The organism is Macrococcoides bohemicum, from assembly GCF_016865215.1.
Lineage (GTDB): Bacteria > Bacillota > Bacilli > Staphylococcales > Staphylococcaceae > Macrococcoides > Macrococcoides bohemicum.
Genome location: NZ_CP054482.1, coordinates 1,969,786 through 1,993,677 on the forward strand (window position 1 = coordinate 1,969,786; position 23,892 = coordinate 1,993,677).

Annotated in this window: 25 protein-coding genes; 14 read left to right on the forward strand and 11 right to left on the reverse strand. The window is 34.9% G+C overall.

Going from position 1 to position 23,892, the window contains the following annotated elements; all coding sequences use genetic code 11:
- Positions 1 to 289 precede the first annotated feature (289 nt).
- Positions 290 to 1,321: a 6-phosphogluconolactonase gene (gene pglS / locus HT586_RS10335; protein WP_096075882.1), complete on the reverse strand. Its 1,032-nt coding sequence runs from the start codon at positions 1,319 to 1,321 to the stop codon at positions 290 to 292.
- A 207-nt stretch (positions 1,322 to 1,528) separates the two neighbouring features.
- Here pglS and HT586_RS10340 point away from each other — a divergent pair, with 207 nt between their 5' ends.
- The 6 genes from HT586_RS10340 (at position 1,529) to HT586_RS10365 (ending at position 6,995) form a co-directional block, all read left to right on the forward strand.
- A complete protein-coding gene (locus tag HT586_RS10340; RefSeq protein WP_188018410.1) occupies positions 1,529 to 3,037 on the forward strand; it encodes an aminotransferase class I/II-fold pyridoxal phosphate-dependent enzyme in 1,509 nt (502 codons plus the stop codon).
- A 2-nt stretch (positions 3,038 to 3,039) separates the two neighbouring features.
- Complete coding sequence (gene speD, locus HT586_RS10345; protein WP_111746310.1) at positions 3,040 to 3,465, forward strand: adenosylmethionine decarboxylase; 426 nt, start codon at positions 3,040 to 3,042, stop codon at positions 3,463 to 3,465.
- A 13-nt stretch (positions 3,466 to 3,478) separates the two neighbouring features.
- Positions 3,479 to 4,339: a polyamine aminopropyltransferase gene (speE, locus tag HT586_RS10350; RefSeq protein WP_203545746.1), complete on the forward strand. Its 861-nt coding sequence runs from the start codon at positions 3,479 to 3,481 to the stop codon at positions 4,337 to 4,339.
- A complete protein-coding gene (speB, locus tag HT586_RS10355) occupies positions 4,323 to 5,174 on the forward strand; it encodes an agmatinase (RefSeq protein ID WP_133354854.1) in 852 nt (283 codons plus the stop codon). The genes speE and speB overlap by 17 nt, the downstream gene beginning before the upstream one ends.
- Before the next feature lie 92 nt (positions 5,175 to 5,266).
- Entirely contained in the window at positions 5,267 to 6,508 is a 1,242-nt protein-coding gene (locus HT586_RS10360; protein ID WP_203545747.1) for an MFS transporter, read from the forward strand.
- Positions 6,509 to 6,593: 85 nt separating this feature from the next.
- Positions 6,594 to 6,995 carry a YolD-like family protein gene (locus HT586_RS10365; protein WP_099580966.1) on the forward strand — a complete coding sequence of 134 codons (402 nt, stop codon included), beginning with the start codon at positions 6,594 to 6,596 and terminating at the stop codon, positions 6,993 to 6,995.
- A gap of 26 nt (positions 6,996 to 7,021) precedes the next feature.
- Here the strand turns inward: HT586_RS10365 and HT586_RS10370 are convergent, their stop codons facing one another.
- Genes HT586_RS10370 through HT586_RS10385 form a run of 4 tightly spaced genes read right to left on the reverse strand, consistent with a single transcriptional unit; the run spans position 7,022 to position 10,588 of the window.
- The gene (locus HT586_RS10370) at positions 7,022 to 7,633 is read right to left on the reverse strand and encodes a response regulator transcription factor (RefSeq protein WP_099580964.1); all 612 of its coding nucleotides are present in this window, start codon (positions 7,631 to 7,633) and stop codon (positions 7,022 to 7,024) included.
- 10 nt (positions 7,634 to 7,643) lie between these two features.
- A complete protein-coding gene (locus tag HT586_RS10375) occupies positions 7,644 to 9,617 on the reverse strand; it encodes a sensor histidine kinase (protein WP_203545748.1) in 1,974 nt (657 codons plus the stop codon).
- Complete coding sequence (locus HT586_RS10380; RefSeq protein WP_203545749.1) at positions 9,601 to 10,410, reverse strand: polyprenyl synthetase family protein; 810 nt, start codon at positions 10,408 to 10,410, stop codon at positions 9,601 to 9,603. The genes HT586_RS10375 and HT586_RS10380 overlap by 17 nt, the downstream gene beginning before the upstream one ends.
- 1 nt (position 10,411) lies before the next feature.
- Positions 10,412 to 10,588: a hypothetical protein gene (locus HT586_RS10385; RefSeq protein WP_170120824.1), complete on the reverse strand. Its 177-nt coding sequence runs from the start codon at positions 10,586 to 10,588 to the stop codon at positions 10,412 to 10,414.
- Between the two features lie 302 nt (positions 10,589 to 10,890).
- On the opposite strand from HT586_RS10385, the gene HT586_RS10390 reads away from it, so the two are divergent.
- Positions 10,891 to 12,195 carry an LPXTG cell wall anchor domain-containing protein gene (locus tag HT586_RS10390; protein ID WP_203545750.1) on the forward strand — a complete coding sequence of 435 codons (1,305 nt, stop codon included), beginning with the start codon at positions 10,891 to 10,893 and terminating at the stop codon, positions 12,193 to 12,195.
- 38 nt (positions 12,196 to 12,233) lie between these two features.
- Here the strand turns inward: HT586_RS10390 and HT586_RS10395 are convergent, their stop codons facing one another.
- From HT586_RS10395 to HT586_RS10405, 3 genes are all read right to left on the reverse strand, one after another.
- On the reverse strand, positions 12,234 to 12,755 hold the full coding sequence (locus HT586_RS10395; protein WP_096075871.1) for a type 1 periplasmic-binding domain-containing protein: 522 nt from the start codon (positions 12,753 to 12,755) through the stop codon (positions 12,234 to 12,236).
- 59 nt (positions 12,756 to 12,814) lie between these two features.
- A complete protein-coding gene (locus HT586_RS10400) occupies positions 12,815 to 12,985 on the reverse strand; it encodes a hypothetical protein (protein ID WP_096075870.1) in 171 nt (56 codons plus the stop codon).
- A gap of 120 nt (positions 12,986 to 13,105) precedes the next feature.
- The gene (locus HT586_RS10405; protein ID WP_203546518.1) at positions 13,106 to 14,206 is read right to left on the reverse strand and encodes an IS30 family transposase; all 1,101 of its coding nucleotides are present in this window, start codon (positions 14,204 to 14,206) and stop codon (positions 13,106 to 13,108) included.
- A 176-nt stretch (positions 14,207 to 14,382) separates the two neighbouring features.
- Between HT586_RS10405 and HT586_RS10410 the strand changes: the two genes are divergently transcribed.
- Both HT586_RS10410 and HT586_RS10415 read left to right on the forward strand, forming a co-directional pair.
- A complete protein-coding gene (locus HT586_RS10410) occupies positions 14,383 to 14,760 on the forward strand; it encodes a hypothetical protein (protein WP_203545751.1) in 378 nt (125 codons plus the stop codon).
- A 249-nt stretch (positions 14,761 to 15,009) separates the two neighbouring features.
- Complete coding sequence (locus HT586_RS10415) at positions 15,010 to 16,533, forward strand: M4 family metallopeptidase (protein WP_203545752.1); 1,524 nt, start codon at positions 15,010 to 15,012, stop codon at positions 16,531 to 16,533.
- 267 nt (positions 16,534 to 16,800) lie between these two features.
- On the opposite strand, the gene HT586_RS10420 is transcribed toward HT586_RS10415, so the two are convergent.
- Complete coding sequence (locus HT586_RS10420; protein WP_203545753.1) at positions 16,801 to 16,992, reverse strand: hypothetical protein; 192 nt, start codon at positions 16,990 to 16,992, stop codon at positions 16,801 to 16,803.
- Positions 16,993 to 17,192: 200 nt separating this feature from the next.
- Between HT586_RS10420 and HT586_RS10425 the strand changes: the two genes are divergently transcribed.
- A complete protein-coding gene (locus tag HT586_RS10425; RefSeq protein ID WP_203545754.1) occupies positions 17,193 to 18,230 on the forward strand; it encodes a C45 family autoproteolytic acyltransferase/hydrolase in 1,038 nt (345 codons plus the stop codon).
- Positions 18,231 to 18,261: 31 nt separating this feature from the next.
- Here HT586_RS10425 and HT586_RS10430 read toward each other — a convergent pair whose 3' ends face one another.
- Positions 18,262 to 19,020 carry an NUDIX hydrolase gene (locus HT586_RS10430; protein ID WP_203545755.1) on the reverse strand — a complete coding sequence of 253 codons (759 nt, stop codon included), beginning with the start codon at positions 19,018 to 19,020 and terminating at the stop codon, positions 18,262 to 18,264.
- A gap of 136 nt (positions 19,021 to 19,156) precedes the next feature.
- Between HT586_RS10430 and HT586_RS10435 the strand changes: the two genes are divergently transcribed.
- The 4 genes from HT586_RS10435 (at position 19,157) to HT586_RS10450 (ending at position 22,508) form a co-directional block, all read left to right on the forward strand.
- A complete protein-coding gene (locus tag HT586_RS10435) occupies positions 19,157 to 20,197 on the forward strand; it encodes an oxidoreductase (protein ID WP_203545756.1) in 1,041 nt (346 codons plus the stop codon).
- Positions 20,197 to 20,850, forward strand: a complete 654-nt coding sequence (locus HT586_RS10440) for an HAD family hydrolase (RefSeq protein WP_096075862.1) — start codon at positions 20,197 to 20,199, stop codon at positions 20,848 to 20,850. Before HT586_RS10435 ends, HT586_RS10440 begins: the two co-directional genes overlap by 1 nt.
- Positions 20,851 to 20,910: 60 nt before the next feature.
- Positions 20,911 to 21,357 carry an Hsp20/alpha crystallin family protein gene (locus HT586_RS10445; protein ID WP_157742149.1) on the forward strand — a complete coding sequence of 149 codons (447 nt, stop codon included), beginning with the start codon at positions 20,911 to 20,913 and terminating at the stop codon, positions 21,355 to 21,357.
- 98 nt (positions 21,358 to 21,455) lie between these two features.
- A complete protein-coding gene (locus tag HT586_RS10450; protein WP_238999233.1) occupies positions 21,456 to 22,508 on the forward strand; it encodes a S66 family peptidase in 1,053 nt (350 codons plus the stop codon).
- A gap of 112 nt (positions 22,509 to 22,620) precedes the next feature.
- Here the strand turns inward: HT586_RS10450 and HT586_RS10455 are convergent, their stop codons facing one another.
- Positions 22,621 to 23,850 carry an aminopeptidase gene (locus HT586_RS10455; RefSeq protein ID WP_203545757.1) on the reverse strand — a complete coding sequence of 410 codons (1,230 nt, stop codon included), beginning with the start codon at positions 23,848 to 23,850 and terminating at the stop codon, positions 22,621 to 22,623.
- Between the last annotated feature and the right edge of the window lie 42 nt (positions 23,851 to 23,892).

Sequence of the window (23,892 nt, forward strand, 5' to 3'; positions counted from 1 at the left end):
TGATGCTGAAATTGGGGGTTTACCAATTTCCTCTTTGGTTCCACTCTCGAAATTGGGGATTTACCAATTTCAGCAACAGTTCGGCTCTCGAAATTGGGGGTTTACCAATTTCAGCATCAGTTTCACTCTCGAAATTGGGGGTTTACCAATTTCAGCATCAGTTTCACTCTCGAAATTGGGGGTTTACCAATTTCAGCATCAGTTTCACTCTCGAAATTGGGGGTTTACCCATTTCAAACCTCACTACTCACAAAAAAATTCCTACCTCAATTCGAGGTAGGAATTATTTCTATAAAAATTGAACACATACGCCTTCTGGTGCACGTTTATCGTTTTCTAACATTGTTAACCTTCCTGTTTCTTTATCTCTTTCAAATAAAGTCAACACACCATCAGCTTCATGCGCACAAACAAGAAAAGTATCGCTTGGATCAATATTAAAGTCACGTGGCCAGTCTCCACCAGTTCCTACAATTTCAACTAATTCAATCTTCTCTCCATCACCTAATACTTTGAATACAGCAATAGATTGATGTCCACGGTTGGAAGCATATAAATATTTACCGTCATGACTTAATCGAATCGCTGCTCCTTGTGAGTTTTCTGTAAAGTCACTTGGAATAGTAGATAATTTATCTAGCATTTCAAATTTACCATCTGCATATTTCATTACAACAACTTCATTGCTTAACTCTGTAAACAAGTATGCATATTTGCCGTTTTCATTAAAAATTAAATGTCTAGGCCCCATTCCTGGCTCAACTTTTAAAGTCTCAACGCGTTTAAATCCATTATTTCCAAAAGTAAATGTAATTACTTCATCAGTTCCCAAATCAACAGCGACTGCATATTTTCCATCTGGTGTTTCCTGGATATAATGCGTATGTGCGTGATCCTGGCGTTCTTTATTCGGTCCGGTTCCTTCTTGCTGTGCAATATCAATCAATTCTAATACTTCACCAGTTGTTTCATCTAATTTATATAACCTTACAACACCTGGTCCGTAAACCGCTTCTAATAAATATTTTCCATCTTGTGTTATCCAGATATGACATGCTGAATCTGTAGAAGATAAGGTGTCATTAATCACTGTTAATGTCCCATCTCCATTAATTTGATAACTTTGTATACCTGCATTGCTATCTGCTTTTTTAATACCATACAATTTATCACCATGTTGTTGAATATATGTTGAGCCAGGCACTTCATATCCTGTTTCTACCGTCTTGATTGTCTTTTCTTCTGTATCCAATGTAAAGCTATAAATCCCTTTACCGTCTTGCTTTGTATAAGATCCGATAAATCCTTTTACTTCACTCATTGTATCGCCTCCTGTTAATTTCATTTTACCAAAATCACATTCAGATTGCGAAAAGTTGAAAATAATTTAGCAAAAATAAAAATTTTTTGTTGATTATAGTTTAGTAATACATTACAATTTGTTTGGTATTAATAAATGACAGTTTTACATTACTAATAGTTAAGTAATACTAATATTTAAATCTTTCCCAATTTTAAGGAGTGGCCAATGACTCAAACATATTACTCCAAGGCTTTTCATAGTATCGATAAATCAAAGCATACATTGACGCCTTTATTTACGGCCTTAAAAGAGTACGAAGAACAACACGTTACAAGTTTTGATGTTCCAGGACATAAGCGTGGCCTGGATCCTGACTATAAATTGAACTACTATGGTACGCGTACTTTACGTCACGATGTAAATTCAATGCCAACGTTAGATAACTTTGATCATCCAACCAGTGTCATTCAGAAATCACAAGCTTTGATGGCTGATTTGTTTCAGGCAGAGGAAGCACACTTTTTATTAAATGGTACGACGTCTGGTATACAGGCAATGATTCTGTCTACACTCAAGCCGAAAGATAAACTGTTACTTCCAAGAAATGTTCATAAATCAGTACTGAATGCGATGGCACTCGCTGATGTTACACCTGTTTATATGGTACCTGAATTTGATACAGAATACGGGATTGCACATAATATCAGTGTAGAAACTATACGCAAAACGATTGCAGCACATCCCGATGCGAAGGCATTGTTCATTATGAACCCGACTTATTTCGGGGCAGTAAGCGATTTAAAAGAAATTGTTTCAATTGCACATAACGCCGGCATTCCTGTTCTTGTAGATGAGGCTCATGGTGCACATTACTGTTTCTCAGAGCACTTACCATTGTCCAGTATGGAAGCTGGTGCCGATATGGCAGCAACGAGCCTACACAAAACAGGCGGCTCATTTACACAGACGAGTGTCCTCCTGTTTAACAGTAAGCTGATTGATAAGCATAAGGTAAAGAGTATTATCAATATGCTGACATCAACTTCTGCATCATTCCTGCTGATGTCATCGCTTGATATTGCACGTCATCATTTAGCACTGCACGGTGAAGAGAAGATCAACAATGTATTATCACTCGTTCAGTCATTTCGAGAAAGAATTAATAAAATTCCAGGTTTCTACATGTTAGAGCCAGAGAAGTTTAACAACAAATATCATCAGCAGTTAGACGAAACTAAACTGACCATCTATATTGATCATCGTCTTGATTTATCTGGTTTTGAAGTGTATCACCTACTACGTAGCGACTACGATATCCAAATGGAGCTTGCAGAACCTAATATCGTTATGGGGATTGTGTCATTTATGGATAATGAAAACGAATTGAATCAACTCTTTGATGCACTTTCAGCTATTAGCGCTAAACATTTTAACCTAAACAAACCTTTCGTCCCACCGATTCTGAAGCAAATGTCGATTCCGATGCAGAAGATGGGCTTGAGAGATGTCTTTTACTCTGAGACGAAAGTCGTTCAGATTGAAGATGCACTAAATGAAGTTTGTGCAGAAAGTTTAATGATCTATCCACCGGGTATTCCGATCCTGATGGCAGGTGAAATGATCACCCAGGAAGTCATCGACTACTGGAAATTTATTAACGACCAGCCAATTATTAAGATTGGCGCAGAAAACAAAAACGAAGTATTTATAATTGATAATAAAGGAGATATTTAATAATGAAATTAACTACACTTGGAAGACACGTTTTAATCGAATACTATAACTGTGACAAAGATATTTTAAAGGACCATGATAAAGTTGAAGAAATCATGAATGAAGCTGCCCGCGTAAGTGGTGCAACAATCGTGGAAAGCTGTTTTCATACATTCAATCCATACGGTGTAAGTGGTGCTGTTATCATCTCAGAATCACATTTAACAATCCACACATGGCCTGAATATGGCTACGCTTCAGTTGATGTATTCACTTGTGGTGATACTGTAGACCCATGGCGTGCAGAAGATTACTTACAGAAAGCTTTAAAAGCTGAACTTTCTGATTCATATGAAATCGGTCGTGGTATGGCTGATAAAATCCACAAATATTCTAAAGGTCAAATCGTCGTAGAATCATTCAAACCTGTTGAAGTAGCAGCTAAATAAGGAGGAATTGTACATGTTAGATTTATGGTATACAGAAAATCACACGGATAACGTGAAATTCTCTATTAAAACAACTGAGCATATCTTAACTGAAAAAACACCATTCCAGCAAATTGATTTCTTCAAGTCAGAAGAATTAGGTACTTTCTTTACTTTAGATGGTTTAATGATGGTTAACGAAAAAGATGAATTCGTGTATCACGATATGATTACACACGTTGCAATGGCAACAAATCCTAACATTAAGAAAGTGCTTGTTATCGGTGGTGGTGACGGGGGTACTGTACGTGAGTTAACACGTTACGCATCTATCGAGCAAATTGATATGGTAGAAATTGATGAACGTGTTGTACGTTTATCTCAAGAATATCTTCCAATCACTGCAGGGAAACTTGAAGATCCACGTGTCACTTTATTATTCGAAGACGGTTTAGCCTATGTGAAGAACAAAGAAGATGGTTACTATGACCTTATCTTAGTGGACTCTACAGACCCAATCGGTCCTGGTGAAGGTTTATTCTCACATGATTTCTACAACAACTGTTTCCGTGTATTAACAGATGACGGTATATTAATCAATCAGCATGAATCACCTTACTACCCAAGTTACGCACATGAAATGAAACGTGCACACTCTAAGATCAAAGGTCTGTTCCCGATTACACGTGTGTACCAGTTTCATATGCCGACGTATCCATCTGGTCACTGGTTATTCGGATTTGCTTCTAAGAAGTTCGATCCTTTAAAAGATGCTGACTTAGATGCATGGAACGCGCTTGGCTTAAAAACAAAATACTATAACACTGATATCCATACAGGTGCATTCGCCCTTCCAACATTCGTTAAGGAGATGCTCGATGATGCAACCGAATAAACATGTGTATATGAGTTGCGAAGCTTCATTTGAAGAAGCAACAACAGTAATATATGGTGCACCATTTGACGGTACGGTTTCAAACCGTCCTGGTACACGCTTTGCAGCTGATGCAATCCGTTCTGAATCCTATGGTCTTGAAACATATAGCCCATTCTTAAACAAAGACTTAGAAGACGTCCGCATTATGGATTCAGGCGACGTGGATATTACAATCGGCAACAAAGTGAAAGTGTTAGAAGAACTTGAAGAGACAGCACGTACGATTTTAAATGCAGGCAAACTGCCGTTTATGATTGGGGGCGAACACTTAGTAACGCTTGGCCCTATGCGTGCTGTTCTTGAAAAGTATCCGGATACGGTTCTTGTGCAACTCGATGCACATACGGACTTACGTGATGACTATATGGGGGAACCATTATCCCACGCGACAGTCGTACGTCGTATACATGACTTTATCGGTGATAACAGAATTTATCAGTACGGTATTCGTTCAGGTACGAAAGAAGAGTTCGACTGGAGCGAGAAACATACGGTACTTGAGAAATTCTCAATCGATACATTAAAGGATTTACCAGACATTATCGGTAATGCGCCTGTATATGTTACAATCGATCTGGATTGTTTAGACCCATCAATCTTTCCTGGCACAGGAACACCTGAACCTGGTGGATTAACTTATAAAGAACTTGAACCTGCATTTAAAGTCTTCGAACAACTGAACGTTGTTGCAGCAGATATCGTAGAATTGTCACCACCATACGACCACAGTGGCGTTTCTAATGCAGTTGCTGCAAAAGTTGCACGTGAACTAATGCTTTCAATTACGAAATAAGTTAGAACTTTTGTTCTAGCTTATTTTTTTATGTATATTTTCAGATTATTATGAAATATAATAAGAATAAAAACAACTAGAGGTATCCCGTAATGAAATTTAAAGACTTTCCATCTAATGTTAAACTGCGAATTATTTGTGGTTTCTTTGATCACGCTGCGTCAATGAGCGTTATGCCTTTTATGGTTTTATATATTGCTGATGAACTCGGTAAAGTCACTTCAGGTATCCTCATGTCACTGAATGTTATTTTCGGATTGCTTTGTAATCTTGTCGGCGGCTACTTTGCAGACCGCTTCAGTCGGAAAGGACAGCTTATCTGGGGACAATCTATATTTGCTATCCTTTTTACAGTGATGGCGATTTTCATTCACCCGGATATTAATCTTGCATGGCTTGTGGCCATTATCTTTATGTGTCTCGCTATTCCTAGTGCCATGATTTTTCCGGCACTTGAAGCATTGATCATTGATTCTACCGATGAAGTAAGCAGAAAATCAGTTTACGTGACGACATACTGGTCTAATAACCTCGCTACTGCTGTCGGAACAGCAATTGGTGGACTATTTTATAAAGAACATCGATTCCTGCTCTTTATCATTATCATTGCAATCATGTTAATTAATACGTTTATCTTCTACAAGTTTTTAAAAGATCCAACGACTGAGAAAGAGAAAGTCATCGTTGATATGCACTGGATGCGCGATCTATTCGGTAAATATAAAGTTGCTTTAAAGGACACGCGCTTCGTGCTCTTCACTGCTGCTGCCGTATTTATCTTCTCTGCTGAATTTGCTTTAACAAACTATATCGGGGTACGTTTACATGAAGTATTTAAACCTATTGATTTGTTCGGTATACACATTGATGGTGTACGCATGATGAGTTTATTGCTCATTGAAAATACAGTACTTGTTGTAACGATCACTTTTCTTGTCAATAAACTCGTCGAACCATTTAATCAGCGTACAATGCTTGTCATTGGTGGACTAATGTACACATTCGGGTATGCATTAACGCATACAATTACAGTGTGGTGGATGCTCATGCTATGTATATTATTTGCAACTATCGGAGAATTGATTCAAAGTCCGATTTATTCTGTATATATGGCGAAACTGATGCCAGATGATGCACGCGCAAGCTATATCGCATTTAGTTCGCTTGGTTATAGCGGTGCAGGACTTGTAGCAAGTTCCGGTTTAATCGTGGGTGTTGTGTTAAACAGTGTAATGATGAGTGTCTATGTCGCACTTCTTGGCATTGTGGGTGTGACGCTGATTGTCATTGCACTTAATCTCCCTGGTAAACATCAATTTAAAACGAACAAATAAGCAGTGTAAAATTCCACTGCTTATTTTTATTGAAAATAAGAACATATGTTCGTATAATAAAAGAAAAGAAGAAGGATGTGAGACAATGATCCACCCTATCTATGGCGAAACTGATTACAGAAAAGTTGAACCGGAGCAACTGAATCGCAACATTCCTAAAGGACGCGGTATGATTAAATGGGCCCCATTTGCTACGATGCCACAACAATTCGCCGATGTACGACGACAAATAGAAAATCAAAATAAAGTTGAACGCCCAGAGCTTTCTGAAGATCGTATGCAGGAAATCAATGAAACATTACACATTGCACTTGCTAAACATCAGGATGTGACAATCGAATACTATATGGATGGTTATATTCAGTCTGTCGATATGACGATAGAGAAAATAGATCAATGGGCAGCCATTATCATAGGTTCTGTAACAAGTAATCACCAGACTTTCTTTATTTCATTTATGGATATCATCAATATTTACACCCATTAAAAAAAACGCAGGACAATGTCCTGCGTCTATATTTTCGTTTCACTTTCTTCAATAATCCCTAGCTTTATCCCTTTAATTACAGCACCTAACCTTGATTCCACACCAAGCTTTCTAATCAGCTTCGTAATGTGATATTCAACCGTACGCTTACTGATAAATAAAGCTTCACTGATTTCCTGATTTTTCATATCTTTAGCAATCATACGCAAAATCTCTTTCTCCTGATCACTAAGCAAAGGTTTCGCTAATACCATATCATGCTTTAAATTTTGATTAAAATAGTAAACTGCACGTATGCCATCTACAAGTTTATCAGTAGATTCATCCTTTAAAATAAATCCGACCGCACCGTTTTCATAAGCTTTAATCTTATACTCTTCTAAGTTGTACCCACTAAGCATAATAAACTTTACTTTCGGATATTTTTTAGAATATGTCTTTACGATGTTTAAGCCATTCACATCTTTTATTTTAATATCACACAGCACAATATTAGGCTGTAACGTTTTAATATAATGCGTGAGCAGATTCGGATCTGTAAATACTTTTAACACTGACAAATCGTCTTCAGCCTCAATAATCTTGGCAACCCCGTGACCGAATAATTCATGGTCATCAAGTATAATAATTTTTACCATGAAACCACCTCTATTCTAACGGCAATGTAACACTTACAATAAGACCTTGTCTGTATGCATTTTCGTCAAACACCGAAAATTCTACAGTACCATCAAACAAGTTTACCTGGTTTATCAAGTACTTTAACCCATTGTTAGATCCTCTTACTAAAATATCGGATACGTTATGATACGGGATACCTTTACCATCATCTGAAACTTTAAATGATAAAGATGAGATTGATTCAACCACTTCAACTTTAATATGTTTAGCATCGGCATGTTTTATCGCATTATTAATCAATTCTTTAATCATGCGATAACTACTAATTTTTATGAGTTTATCAATTATAACGTTGCTTTCCTGATAATCCAGCTGAATATCAATAATTGATTCATATAGATGACGACGAATTAAACTATTTAAACTTTCGTTTAACCCAAAGTCGTCTAAATCTGCCGGAAATAGATCCTCACATGCTTCACGAATCGCATAAATTGATTCATCTAGAATCTCTTCAATGTGCGCATGACTTCCATCTTTGTCTAAAGATTTCGTCTCATTCAATGCGAGAATAATATTCTGCAAAATATCATCATGTAAGAAAAGCGATAAACGTTCGCGTTCTTCTTCAAGTGCAGCATGTGATAAATAAATACGATTCTTATAATCATCATCCATTAACTTCGTAGAATAGTTTTTCATAAAGAACTCAAACTGTTCTAATAAATGAACAAATTCAAGATATTTAAACTTTTCAGCCTCGGAAGAATGGATGGCTATAAATGCATTATTTACTGCAGTACGATGAACATATACGGTAATATCCTGCAGCTGATTAATCGCAATCGTTGAACGCTCAAAAATCATATGCGTCTTAGAGATGATATCATCATAATTAAACGTTCCAGCCGGAAACTTATACTGTTCAGATTGGTCCTGCGTTTCAATAAATAAATAATAATTAGATAACTTAATATTATTCTGGATTAAAGTATCATATATATTTTCATTAATATTGTTTGTAATATTCACAGCACGATATTTTACAGTGTAACGATTACGGAAATAGTATAGTGCTACACATCCAACCAATAATAAGCTATGGAAAATGATTGCGGTAATGAGCAATGGATGCTCAATGAACAATATATAGAACACAATCATAGAACATAACATCAATACATTCCAAATCTGGAACAAACCAAAGACAATAGATAAAAATGATTCTGAAACAATTATCTTGAATTTACAGAAAGAATAAAGTAAATACAATGGGAAGATAATGAGTGTCGGTAATAAATAGTAGTAAGGAATACTGCTATCAAAGAAATGCAAAAATAAATTAAGCGTAAACATCGGTAAAATACTAAGTAACAGCGAAGCAAGAATAAAATACAACTCACGACGAATCATACCGTGCGAGTTACGAATGATTGAGAAAATCACATAAAATACACTTAGCAATAAAATGATGCACACTGTGATGAGCATAAACATCGAGAATGCAACAAATTCACCGTGTCTTGCAGCAATATTCAATACTGTCGCAATTACGATAAGTACGATGATAAGATAATTGTTAAATTTAACAATACTACTTAAATGATTTGAACGCGAAAATACTGGGTATACACTAAAAAATTTAGACAACATCGCAAGTACAGTGAATAATAAAAATATTTCAATTGTTGTTACCCAGTCGTTAATTTCATCTCCATGTTTAGAAAATGAGATTGTATTTGCAAGTAAAAGACAAATAATAAAATAATGATTTAATACATAAGAAATAAGATTATTGAATAACTGATATAACATCGATGCAACAAAAAAATTGAATACTGCTGTACATATAGTAAAAATCAAAATTTCTGTTTGATCGTCTCCTATGATAATGACTTCTTTACATGCAGCATAGAATCGGAGATTAAGAATTAAAGTAAAAATAATAAAAAAGAAATATTGATAAATACCAAACTTCTTATTTCTAAAAATTGAATTCATCTTTCAGTTCCTTTAAATCATCTGACATTGATGGAAAAGCATCAAATAAAATAGCATATGCTTTTTCAATGTAATAATTATACAACAGTTTACAGTAATCTAAAGCCCCTGATTGAATAATATTTTCACGTGTACAGTTGATTAAATATATATCCTCTGAAAAGAATATATATTTTATAAGTGGTAAATACATTTTTTTATCTTCAAAATCACTTTTTTCTTCAATAAGAATCCCATCAATATCGTTTTTTATTTGGGCAGCAATTCCAATATTGAGCATAAAATCTCTTAATGGTTGGTTTTCCTTATCAATTATTACAGCGATAAGTTCCATAAGTTTCCCTGATTTAGAGGTTGTCATCTTGATATAATCATCTTCAGTAATATTACTATACATATTATAAGTAAAATTTATATCTTCAAACTCACCATATCCAGATAAAGCGATTAAAGACATGATGTCTTCTCTTATTTCAATATCAAATAAGTTAATTGCTTTCATCATAACAATATGTGAAAGTACAATCTGTTGCTCATGGGATAATCCAGGCGTCGTCTGATCACCATCTACAGCATCATCAACAAGGTCAAATGCCCAAAAGACAAGCTGAATAGCAACAGAATTCTTTTGCATATCAGCTTGTCTTCGATTAAATAATTTACTAATAATATAATAATAATTTCCCCAGCCATCACGCTTAATCTTTTTTAAGGCATATGACTGAAGTTCATTTTTATGATTTTCTTCTAATTTCAAAGGAGAGATTATATCTTTAATATATTCTTCTAACATATCAAGGATCTTGAACCCATAAGTTAGTCTGCCCTCTGAAGTTTTGATGGATGGTAGAGTCAATTACAGTTACTACGTCTTCGCTAAATCCTAAATTTTTGTTTTGGTTTAGCAATTCTTCTAGAGATAAGTTCATTTCTTTCATCTTTAAAACAACTTGTTCTAACTCTTCTCTCATAATAATTTCCTCCATTCACTAAATGATATATTGCTAATATAATAATACACGAAATATTCAAAAAATTCGATAGAATTTAAAAAAATAATTACAATATTATTTCATTGTAGTCGATTTACTATTTTCACTTAATAACCATTTAATGGACATTAACAAAGAAAAAACACCGTTTATATGACAATATATTAAACAATATAAATTACGTTTTAACTTACTAAATCAATTGTGAATTATTGGATACTCTATAGCACTTACTTTTGAATTATGTCATAATATATTCAACAAGCAAAAAGGAGTTCCATATGAAAAAAATACTTTTATCATTTGCTATTATGGCTTCCCTCACGACAGTTTCAACAGCACATGCCGAAGCAACCCCTACAGTACTTTATTTTCATGATATACACGATGAACCTATTAAAGACTTTCCTTTTATTATCAATGTAAACGAAGAAGAACAATCTCTTACTGCTTTAGATGATGGTTATTCAGTGATTGCTGAAGATATCAAAGTGATTGAAATAGCCGGACAAGAATATGAAATTAATCCTGGCGAACTGAATAATATCGAAGTTGTTAATCCCGAGAAAGTTATACCTTCTTCAGAAGATATGCCGGTGACTGAAACTCCTCTTCCAGAAGATAATCTAACGATTAAAGTTCATGCAGTAGATCGTTCATTTTTAAATCTAGAAGATGGTATCATTGTATATTTAAAATATGATGGAGAACTTGTTGATCAAGCTGAAGTATCAAACGGAAGCGTAACTTTTAATACAACTGAGCCAAACAAGATCTATGAAGTAAGTTTCAACAAAACTATGGAATCGGATAATGTAAAGATTGAACCTGGTGAAGAGAAATTTTTAATCTTTGAAGCACAAACAAAGCCGATTAAACGAGATCGTTCTGTTGAATCGACAACTAAAAATTCACAGTTAAAAGAAACGATTCGCAAATCTCCTGATGATATACCACCATTACTCGCAAGAAGTAAGAAAGAAGATAGCTCTAATGAAGTAACGGATAGAGAACCGTCACGTATACGTAATTCATCTAATAATATTAACGTAAAACCACAGCTTCCAGTAAAACAACAGGCAGTAAATCCGATGAAACGTAATAGTGAGTCTTCAGTTACGTCTGGCACAACAAGTAAAGAAAATGGTTATTATAGTACTGAAAGTAATAATAATGTTCCATCAAATAATTATTCCAGCAACACAACAAGTAAAGAAAACACACGTCCATCATTTACATCGGATGATACGTCACAACAAAACACGCCAAGTGATGGCTATGCATCTGATAGCAGCTATGCATCGGGCAGCAATTATAATGACTATCGTAATAATAGCACTACCAACGGTTCTAGTGATCAATCTGATAGCGCTTCTGATAATCGTTTTGGAAAAAGTTCATATAATAATACTTCAACAAACAATGCAACAACGAACACAAAATCGACAAACAATGAAGACCAATATTTACCGCATACTGGTGAGGCAATGAGCTTATTACTCCCATTAGCTGGTCTTATGACAATCGCAGCGGGTGTTGCATTATTGTACTTCACACGTAAAAAACGTGATGATGATATTATTTAATGAGAAAACGCACATGCTTATGGCATGTGCGTTTTAATTTATGTAATTTGAATTAGTCCATTACGAACTGAAAAATAAGTACCGAGTTTTGAAGTGCCTTGCATACCTTCAAAGATAAAGATACCACCACTATTAATCATTTGCTGAGATTCTAAAGAAGAAAATACAAATGTTTTATCTGCTTTTACATCTGTGAAACGATGCAATCTTCTCATAATTTGTTCAAAACCTCCAGTTTCTCCGATTGCTACGAAACCATCTGGTATGTGTCTGGCGATACGTTTAACATATTTATTAAACGAAGATGAGTGTGGGTTCCAGCTTACAATTGCAAGCACAGTTCCGCCTGTACCTTCTAAACCTCCAAATTGTTCCCACAAAAATTTAAACTGATATGCTTTTATCAAATCATGATTATTCCTACTACACCCTATTACGATATCATGAATAACTGGTCTTTGTTTTCTCATCAATTGGATCAGCTGTAACATTTCCTGCTCTGAATGAATATTTTCTAAACCATGTAATTCTTCTTGTGAAATAGATTGTAATGGACTCAATTGAACACCCCAGATAAATTTATTTTATGCAAAATAAAAAGACTCTAAATAACAGAGTCTTAAACATTTTCTGATTCAATTTTAGCAATGATTTCTTTCGTACGACGTTCGATATCTTCAAAATCTTTCTTAAAGCTGATAACAAATAAAGCTGCACCAGCAGTAACAATAACAGATAATACTAAAAATGTAATAAAGATTGCTTTGAATAGAGATTTAACAAATTCCATCTGTGTTTCACTCCTCTACTGATTCTTTAAATATATTTTACCACATGAGTAAAATGGAATGAAATAATTAATATTATATATTCCGAAAATTTCAATTGCAAGTTAGCCACAACATCCAAATTAATAGAGATAGTAACTTAATGGTTCACTTAATAATCCTTCGGATTTTAGTGACTTCAGAAACAGGTATGTAGGTGTTTCGTAATCTAGAATTTTTCTGGGATAATTGTTCATCCAGTTTTGGATACGATAAATTATCTCATCAGATACTGATCCCATACTGATTCCTTTAGGGATTATCCTTCTAATGAATTTATGGTGGTTTTCTTTAGTACCTCGTTCCCATGATGAATAAGGGTGCGTAAAGTATATTTCAGTATCAGGTAATGTCTCTGTAAGGTCACAGAACTCTGATCCGTTATCAGAAGTAATAGACTTGAATATTCGTGAAAATGAATTACCTATTTGATCTTTTAATTGACTTAATGCTAATGTGACAGCATCATTAGTTTTACTTTTAATAGGAACGATGATTTCAAATCGTGTCTGTCTTTCAACAAGTGTAAGTAACGCTTTTTCATTTTTAAGTTTAGAACCAATTACAGTATCTATTTCCCAATGACCAAAGACATCTCTAGAATTGATTTCATGACTTCTATCTTCGATAGATTTTCCTAATACTTTTTTATTTTTTCGACTAGGTCTTCTATTTGTATTTGGTTTTCGTGAAATCTTCTCTATAAGGTCGATATTAGAGGTCTTCATAATTCCTCTTTCAATCCAGTTATATAGTGTTGAAACACAAGGAATAATAGAATCACAAAAAATATTATTCTTTTTAGCATAGGCAACTACGACATCGGGAGACCATTTTTTATTCAACATCATCTTATCAGCCCAATCAATAAAAGCATGAGATAGCTGATGTTTTGGAGTCCTGTAAGAATTCATACGATTTGTTTCATATTTAAGTTGAGCAACATCAGGGAAATAGCATTCATAATCATAAAAATATTCTTTACCATTAGAAACTACGCGCTTAATTTGTTTAACAGTTCCTCTATTGATCTCATTGTTAATTGTTTGAGGTGCTCTATTCAAAATTTTAGCAATAGCACGATTTGAATAATTTTCACTCTTCAAAACCTGAATTTGATATCTTTCAAATTCAGTTAAGTGTTTTCCTTTAACATGATTAGTGGTACCATTTAGATGAGTCATTTGCATTCATTCCTTATTGTTTGTTGTGGTAACTACAATATTAACATGGATGCACATGGCTCATTTTTTATTTTTTAAAGCACACCGTAGGTGGCTAACTTGATTATAGAATTTCCCATATTATATATTCAAGATTATGATATAGTGTAAATAAAAAAGAAGATAGGATGAGACAAATGCCACACGTACATTTACTAGCTGCATGGCAGAACAACAACATTGAAAAAACTAAAGAAATCATCGATAAAAATGTTCAATCGAATATCATCCATGATGACGGTATTGAATATGAAAAAGGATATGATGAATTAATCGCAGGTATCCAGTGTTGTCTCGATGAAACCAAAAGTTCAAATTTAGAGTGGCAATTCGATGTAATGCATAAAACTGAACGCGGTACAGCTAATGTAGTCATTATTAAAATATCTCGTGGAGATGAACATTATAATGTTTCAGACAAAGCAGCATTATGTATATTTACTTTTGATACAGTTGGAGAAAAAGATCGTAAATTGATTCGAGCATATGTTGAAAAAGGTGTAGCTAATAATTAGCTACATCTTTTTTTACTTTTTTAAATTAAAATCTAATAAATTGTTAATTTTGTTAAATCTCTTAAAATTAAAGGGTTTTGTTCAACATAAGTTTTAAATAATTCTATGAAAAAGACATATAATGAGTAAAATACGTTCATGTTAACTTTTTTGAGTAAAAATAATTGCGGTGTATACGAGTGTATTAAAATTGATAATCCGTATAATAAATCTTGTAATTAAATTTTAGACAAATAAGGAGTGTTATTAATGAATAAAAAGTACATTTTACCTGCTGTCGTATTATCATCGACTTTACTAGCAAGTTTATCTCAAGGCGAAACAGCTTCTGCTAAAACAGAAACAAGCAAATCACTTCACCACCTTCAGAAAGTACAATCAAAAATCGATGCAAAAGACTTCTTAAAATCTTTACCAGGTGACAAAGCTGCAAAGAAATTTTATAAACAATATGAAATTACAAAAGTAGAAAAAGACGATCAAGGATTCACACACTATACATTAAAACCTCATAATAACGGTAAAAAAGCACTAAATAAAGAAATTAAAATTCATGTTAACGATAAAAACCAGGTTGTTCATGTAAATGGTGAACTTGACCAAAAAGAAGTGAACCCAACAAACGTACAAAAATTATCTCAAGATCAAGCAGTTGATTTAGCATTTAAAGCAGTCGGTGCAGATAAAGATAAAGTGAAAAATCTTGATAACCGCAAAGTCGTTAAAAAAGCCGAAGTAGCGGTCAATGCAGATAAAAATAAATATGTGTACAATATCCAATTAATCTACGTTTCTCCAGAAGCTGCAAACTGGCACGTTCAAATTGATGCTGAAACTGGCGCAATTCTCAAAAAACAAAATATGTTATACGATGCTGCAACGACAGGTTATGGATACGGTGTTGATAATAAATATAAAAATTTAAATATCTTTCAGGAAGGTAGTTACTTCTATCTAGCCGATACTACACATACTGGAAATATTGAAACTTATGATGCTTCTAACACACAAACAAACTTCAATATCGTAAGAGACACTGATAAATACTTCACATCTTCAAGTCAAAAAGCAGCAGTTGATGCGCATTATTATGGCGATGTAGTTTACGATTACTTTAAAAATACTCACAATCGTGACTCTTACGACGGAAAAGGCGCACCAATCTACTCAGTAGTTCACTATGGTTCAAATTACAACAATGCATTCTGGAATGGCGAAGCTATGGTTTACGGCGATGGTGACGGTGTTACTTTCACTTCATTATCAGGTGCCAACGATATTATCGCACATGAATTAACACATGCTGTAACTGAGCACACAGCAGGGCTTGTTTATGAAAATGAGCCAGGCGCAATTAATGAATCAATGTCGGACGTATTCGGTTACTTTGTAGACCCAGACTTCTTGATGGGTGAAGATGTTTATACACCGAGAAAAGCTGGGGATGCGTTACGTAGTTTCTCACAACCAGAACTTTACAATCAACCATCGCATATGAATAACTACCAACGCTTACCTAATACTGAGAACGGTGACTGGGGTGGCGTACACATCAACTCAGGAATTCCTAACAAAGCATTCTACAATACTATGACAAAAATGGATAAATCAAAAGCAGAACAAATTTATTACCGTGCATTATCTTACTACTTAACATCAACATCAAACTTTAAAGATACTAAAGCAGCATTAATTCAATCAGCTTTAGACTTATATGGTCAAACTGAAGCAAATACTATCAAAGCGGCTTGGGATGCAGTTGGTGTTTACTAGTAGTTGATATTAGAAATTATTATGGGCCGATTCTTACTTGGAATCGGCCCATCAATATTCATGCTCAATTTAAACTTTTATTCACATGATAAATTTACTAAGCAATACTCTAGCTATTGATTGTATAAGGATACAAACCGCCATCGGTATGATAATATACATTTCTTTAGAAAGATGAAAAAAATTAAACGAAGCTCCAATGTATAATACAGCCCATATAATATATAAACACATTGTCATCCATCTAAAACTTTCAAGTAATACACGTTAATCTCTTTCATCATCCACTTCAGCACCAGGTTCTATTGCATTAATTAAATAACTTAATCCTACTGCCATAATCATAATTCCTCCATCCATAGTAAACCCTGAAGCGATATAAGCGATAAGGATCATCGAAGTAATTGCCGTACCAAAAATAATCAACTCTCCTCTACTAAGTTTTCTTCTACTAAACATACACATCCTCCTAATATTTTCGCCATAGCATGAAATTACTCACTGAAAAAGATAAAAACATTATAGCCAAAATTATCACAATTGCACTTTCTGCTCTTATAGTGATTAATCCAAACGTATAAAGTGTAAAAAATAGCATCCCTGTAAGTAGTATTTATTCTTTGTTATACTTTCTCTATAGTGTTTACGGAGGTGTATCAATGCAACAAGTTAAAAGTGTAATCACAGAGTTTCGTGGGAGTCATTTCGATTTCGGGAGAGAACAGGGAAAGTGGCTTCAAACAACATTAATGATGGAGAAGCGCGCACGTGAATGGCGTATTCGTCGCCCACGTTTCGATATAGATATTCAGGAAACAAAAGCTGCATTTAAACGTTTCGCGCCAGGTATCTGGGAAGAATTGCTTGGATTGCAGGCTGTATTAAAGATGGACATGACTCAAATCATACAGAACTTCGGTCATTACCGAGTGTATGCTAAACCTAGCGGATGTAGTGTATTCACCACCGAAAATTTTTTAGTTAGAAACTATGATTATCATCCTGCTACTTATGATGGCCGCTTCACCTTCTTCCAGCCAAATGATTCCGGCTATGCAACGATGGCACCTGTTTCACGTATCACTGGTAGAATGGACGGGATGAACGAACATGGTCTTACGATGGGATATAATTTCATGCATCGCAAAGTACCGGGAGACGGTTTCGTATGTTATATGATTGGTCGTATGATACTTGAATGTTGTCAGTCGGTTGATGATGCTGTGCAATTCTTAAAGGAAATTCCACACCGCTCTAGTTTCAGCTACATTCTGCTTGATAAAAAAGGTATTACGCAAATCGTCGAAGCCACACCGCGCGACATCATTGTACGTGAACATCATTACTGCACAAATCACTTCGAAGTGTTAACACATGAGAATCGACGTGTACTAACAGATTCTGAGATGCGTATGCGTAATTTAAAAGCGCAGACAAATAGTAATACGGATGCCGCTAATGCATTTAAAATAATGAATGACCCTGAAGCTGGCATATTCAGCGAACTATATTCCAGCTGGAGCGGAACGATTCATACAAGTTGTTACTTTCCTAAAGATTTAAGCGTCCAATTTGCGCTCGGTGGTAACAATACACCGACAACCTTAAATTTTCAGGATTGGTTAGATGGTAAACCACTACCAGTACAATCGTTTACGGGACAAATCAACAGCGATATTACTTTTGCCAGTGAATAAAATAAACCCTGAATCGACGTAGATTCAGGGTTTATTTAAATGATTGAATTATTTTATACGGATTATTCTCATACAGATCAAATTTTTGTGCTTTTTTCTCTAATGCCTTAAGTATGCGGTCTTCCGAAACTTTACGTGTCACAAGCTTCGAAATATTCTTTTTATTGATAGCATAAAATCCAACATCCGTTGTCTCTTCATCACCATTTTGCAATGTACCGCCAATCACTTCACCAAAAAAAGTAAAATTGACTATCCCGCTCGTTTTGTTATGCGAACTGTACAATAAACCTTTAATCGCGACATCTAATCCAGTTTCTTCTTTTACTTCTCGCACTGCACCACTAATCATATCCTCATCTTTATCTAATCGACCACCAGGTAATTCTAACGTGTCACTACGATGTAAACTTCTTACCAGCAACACTTCATCTTTTTCATTCTGTACGAGTACATTTGTAGAGACGATATGTAAGTCCATCTTATAATCACCAGTCGGCGTTATGGTCATATCTTTCTTTGAAATAATCCACTTATCATTTGCTAACTTATCTGGTAATGAGTTTTGATAGTGTTTCGTCTTTTTACGGAGCTCAAAGAAATCTCGATAATGCTTTTCGTCTAAGTATCCCCAAATCTCTGTAATGATTGTCTTGTCCTCATTCACCCATCGACCGATCAACGTAACACCTAACTCTAAATAATTATTTAATACATGCTTATGGAAATAACGGTTTGTAGATTCGTAGCCATCAGGAATAATTTTAATCTCTGTTTTCACTTCAAACATCTCATACACACCCTTTACCTTCACTTACTTTTATTATACGTTATTTAAAATGATATTTCATTGTTATTCAAACAGATGTTTATCATTCTCCGGATAGAAGCTTTATAATAAATAAAAAAACTAAAGGAGCATCATTATGAAAACATTATTAAATACTCCTTATTCATTCAAAGGTCTGGAACTAAAAAACAGAATCGTTATGCCACCGATGTGTCAATATTCTGTAGAAAAAGAGGATGGAACGCCTACTGAATGGCATTACGTACATTATGCATCACGTGCTGTTGGTCAAACGGGACTTATTATTGTAGAAATGACAAATGTTGAACCAGAAGGTCGTATTACGAAAAACTGTCTTGGTTTATGGGATGATGCCCAAATTCCAGCTTATAAGCATATTGTAGAAGGTATTCATAATAATGGCGCCAAAGCTGCTATTCAAATTGCCCATGCAGGTAGAAAAGCTCGTGATGTTGAAACGCCAGTTTCATCATCTACAACGCCAGTAGAAGAACCTACAGATTTTGGTCCAATTCGCTATCCTCGTGAACTTTCAAACGAAGAAGTCAAAGCGATGGTCGTTAAATATAAAGAAAGTGTACGTCGAGCAGTTGAAGCTGGGTTTGATGCAATTGAACTTCACGGAGCACACGGTTATTTAATTCATCAATTCCATTCCCCAGGTATCAACAAACGTGACGATGAATACGGCAAGGATCTTTCATTGTTTGGCGTTGAAGTAATTAAAGCTGCGAAATCAGTAATGCCGGAAGATATGCCTTTAATCTTTAGAATTTCAGCGCGAGAATATATGGATGGTGGCTATGATATAGAACATGCTTTAGCCATATCAGAAAAATATTTAAATGCTGGTGTCGACATGTTTCACATTTCTACAGGAGGTGAAGCACCTGCTGGCATTGATAAACCAGGTAACTATCCTGGCTATCAAGTATCATTTGCAAAACGCTTCAAAGAAAAGTTTCATGTACCCGTAATTGCTGTAGGTATTTTAGACGCACCCGAAACAGCTGAAATGACACTTCGTAACGATGATGCAGATTTAATTGCAGTGGGTCGCGGAATGCTTAACGATCCATACTGGGCAATCCATGCTGTGAAAGCATTGCGCGATGATATTAATGTGCCTATGCAATATGAAAGAGGCATCCATTAATGTATCAACATATACTTTTTGATTTAGATGGTACGTTAACTGACCCTTATATGGGCATTACGAATAGCATTATCTATTCTCTGCAAAAATTAAATATTGAAGCCCCGGATAATGCAGCACTTATTCCGTTTATCGGTCCACCACTGCATGAAAGTTATGAAACTTTCTATCAATTATCAGGCGACAATAATGCCGAAGCAATCAGACTGTACAGAGAATACTTCAGCGATAAAGGAATGTTTGAAAATGAAGTATATCCAGGCATTCCATTACTATTACAAGCATTAAAATCGATGGATAAAAAGTTGTATATCGCAACAAGTAAACCAACGTATTTTGCTGTACCGATTTTAGAACATTTTAATCTTGCACATTACTTCGAGTCTATTACCGGTAGTGAGTTAGATGGCACACGGACTAATAAAGCAGAAGTAATCCAGCATGTCATTGATACACACGGACTCAATAGAGATGAATGCATCATGATCGGTGATCGCAAACATGATATCATCGGTGGACAAAAGAATAATATCGATACAATCGGTGTACTCTATGGTTACGGAGATGCAGATGAGATTAGAGAGGCACAACCAACCTATACTATTGCAACCGTCGATTATTTATTAGATGCTATTACAAATGACACTCAATAATTTGACTATATTTGACCTTAATGTTATGATAAATATATCAAATCAATAGGAGTGATGAACATGGATAATAAATATAGTATCTTTTCTCGCGGGCAAAATGTATTTGATGTTGCAAACGACATGTTAACGAAATCGGTTAGTCAATTTGCAGATAACGCTTATAATCACAGTTTTAAGTTAGATATTAAAGAAACAAATAATGATTATACTGTTCATGTAGATTTACCAGGAATTAAACAGGAAGATATCCAACTAGACTATCAAAATGATGCATTAAGTATTACAGCGAAGCGCCTTGAAGAAACTGTTGTAGAGAACAATGAACATAACTATATTAAACGTGAACGCTCATTTGGTTCAATGCATCGTTCTTTATACTTACCAGATGTTCAGGTGGAAGCGATTAAAGCAACCTATAAAAAAGATGGTACACTAGATATCGTATTACCAAAACTACATGGTACTGAAGCACCAAAACAATCTATTAAAATAGACAGTGAAATATAAATTAATAAAATGAGTAGCAGGAAATTAATCTTTTCCGACTACTCATTTTTTATATTCAGTTTTATTTTCTAAATTTTCTGATATAATTGAGATAATTTATGGAAAGTGGTGATATTATGCTTCAACTTAAGAAACCAAAACGCCTTAATAAAGGAGACACGATTGCGCTTGTTTCATCATCTTCAGGTTTAGCAGGCGAGCCAACGATGAAACATCGTACAACGCTTGGCATTAAACGTATTGAAGAGATGGGCTACAAAGTAAAAGTTATGCCTAACGCGTTAAAAGGTCTCGCATTTAACTATGATCATCCAAAAGCACGTGCTGAAGAGTTAATGGCAGCATTTATTGATCCGGAAGTTAAGGCGATTATCTCTACGCTTGGTGGTGATGATAGCGTACGTTTGCTACCTTATCTGGATTTTGAGATCATTAGTCAACATCCTAAAATCTTTATGGGTTATTCCGATTCAACGTTTACACATTTTGTTTGTTTAAAAGCTGGATTTTCAAGTTTTTATGGTTTGTCACTACTTACGGATTTTGCAGAGAATAATGCTTTTCCAGAGTATTCACGAAATCATTTTAATAAGACGCTTACTCAGAATGAAATCATCGGTGACATTCCGACATCAGACTTTGTATACAAACACGGATTAAGCTGGGATAAAGAAAATGAATTAATAGACCGTGAAAAAATTGATAATACTGGATATGACATAGTAAATGGAAAAGGACAGGCAAGCGGACCGTTAATCGGCGGTTGTCTGGAGTTAATGATCTCTTTACGTGGCACTGATGTCTATCCAGATGAAACAGATTTTGATGGTGCAATATTATTTTTAGAAACCTCTGAAGTATTGATGCCACAATGGTTGATGGAAGATTTTATGCGTAGTTTAGGTGCATTAGGTACTTTAGACCGTATTAACGGCATTATATTTGGGCGTCCTCAAAACGGTGATTTATATGATGAATATAAAGAAGTCGTTCAGAAGATCATGAAAGAATGGGGACATGAGGATAAACCGGTGTTGTTTAATGCATCATTTGGACATAATGAACCAAAATGTATTGTACCGTATGGACGAAATGCGGTAATTGATGCAGATAATAAAACATTTATTATTACTGAAAATGCCGTAGAATAAAAAATGAGTGGGCGGAAAACAATGTTTTTCGCCCACTCATTTATTATTTTGAAGTTAAAATGTGCTTGAGTGGGCGAATTATAACTTAAATCGACCACTCACCCACTAAAAATTAAATCACCCAGTTACCATCTCTAAATACTGGTTCAACTGTGCCATCTTCTTTAATACCATCAATTGATAGATCACTGCCACCCATCATAAAGTCAACATGAATCATTGATTGATTTAACCCTTTATCCATCAATTCTTCTTTGGATAAAGATTTACCATCTTTAATCGCATTAGGGAACGAACGACCTAATGCAACGTGACAAGATGCATTCTCATCATATAACGTATTGTAATAAAGGATGCCAGAATTAGAAATCGGAGAATCGTCTGGTACTAATGCAATTTCACCTAGACGACGTGCACCTTCATCATTGTTCAGCATATTCTTCAGAACGTCATAACCGACTCCTGCTTCAAAGTCAGTAACCACACCGTCTTTAAACGTTAATTTAAAGTCATCTATAATTGCGCCTTGATAAGCAAGCGGGCGTGTATTACCGATAACACCATTAACTCGACGATAGTCTGGTGAAGTAAATACTTCTTCTGTCGGCATATTAACCTGAATCTCTACGCCGTCAGAGTTTATAGCACTCGCTCCTAACCATACATGTCCTTTCGTCAAACCAATTTCAACGTCTGTTGTAGATGATTTATAATGTAATTTATCATATGCTTTTTCATTCAACTGCTGTGCTTTTTTATTTAAGGTTTCATTATGTAGTTTCCATGCAGCTACAGGATCATCCTGATCGACACGCACTGCTTTTATCATCGCTTCAAGTAACTTTAACTTTGCATCTTCTCCTTTGAGTTCAGGGAATACAAGTTCACCCCATTTATCATTCGGAAATCCTACAATACACCAAGAGAAGTCATAACGACCAACTGCTCTTGAGAAATCTTTATTCGCTTCACCTAATGCTTTTGCCTGTGCAGCAATCTTTTTTGGGTCTGCATCTTTCAATAACTCAGGCGTTTGTGAATAGACACGTAAATGTGCTACTTTATTCTGTACAAAATCATTCGTTTCATCAATTCTATATTGCGGAATATGTTCAAACACTTCAATTGGCGCATATTCAAATTTCATTTGAGATGATGGACCGTCAGTTAGTTTCTGAATTACTTCTCTTGCACCTTTTTCATACGCTGCTTTTGTCACTTCACGTACAAAATCAATTGCATCAATATCAGCTGTTACTACAACCGTTTGGTCTGGTTGTACATTTAAACCTACGCTTACAACTGTTTCAGCATATTTTTTTACAATTTCTTTATAATTCATATAATTTCCTCCTCAATCTCTTATTGATATCATTATATCGGA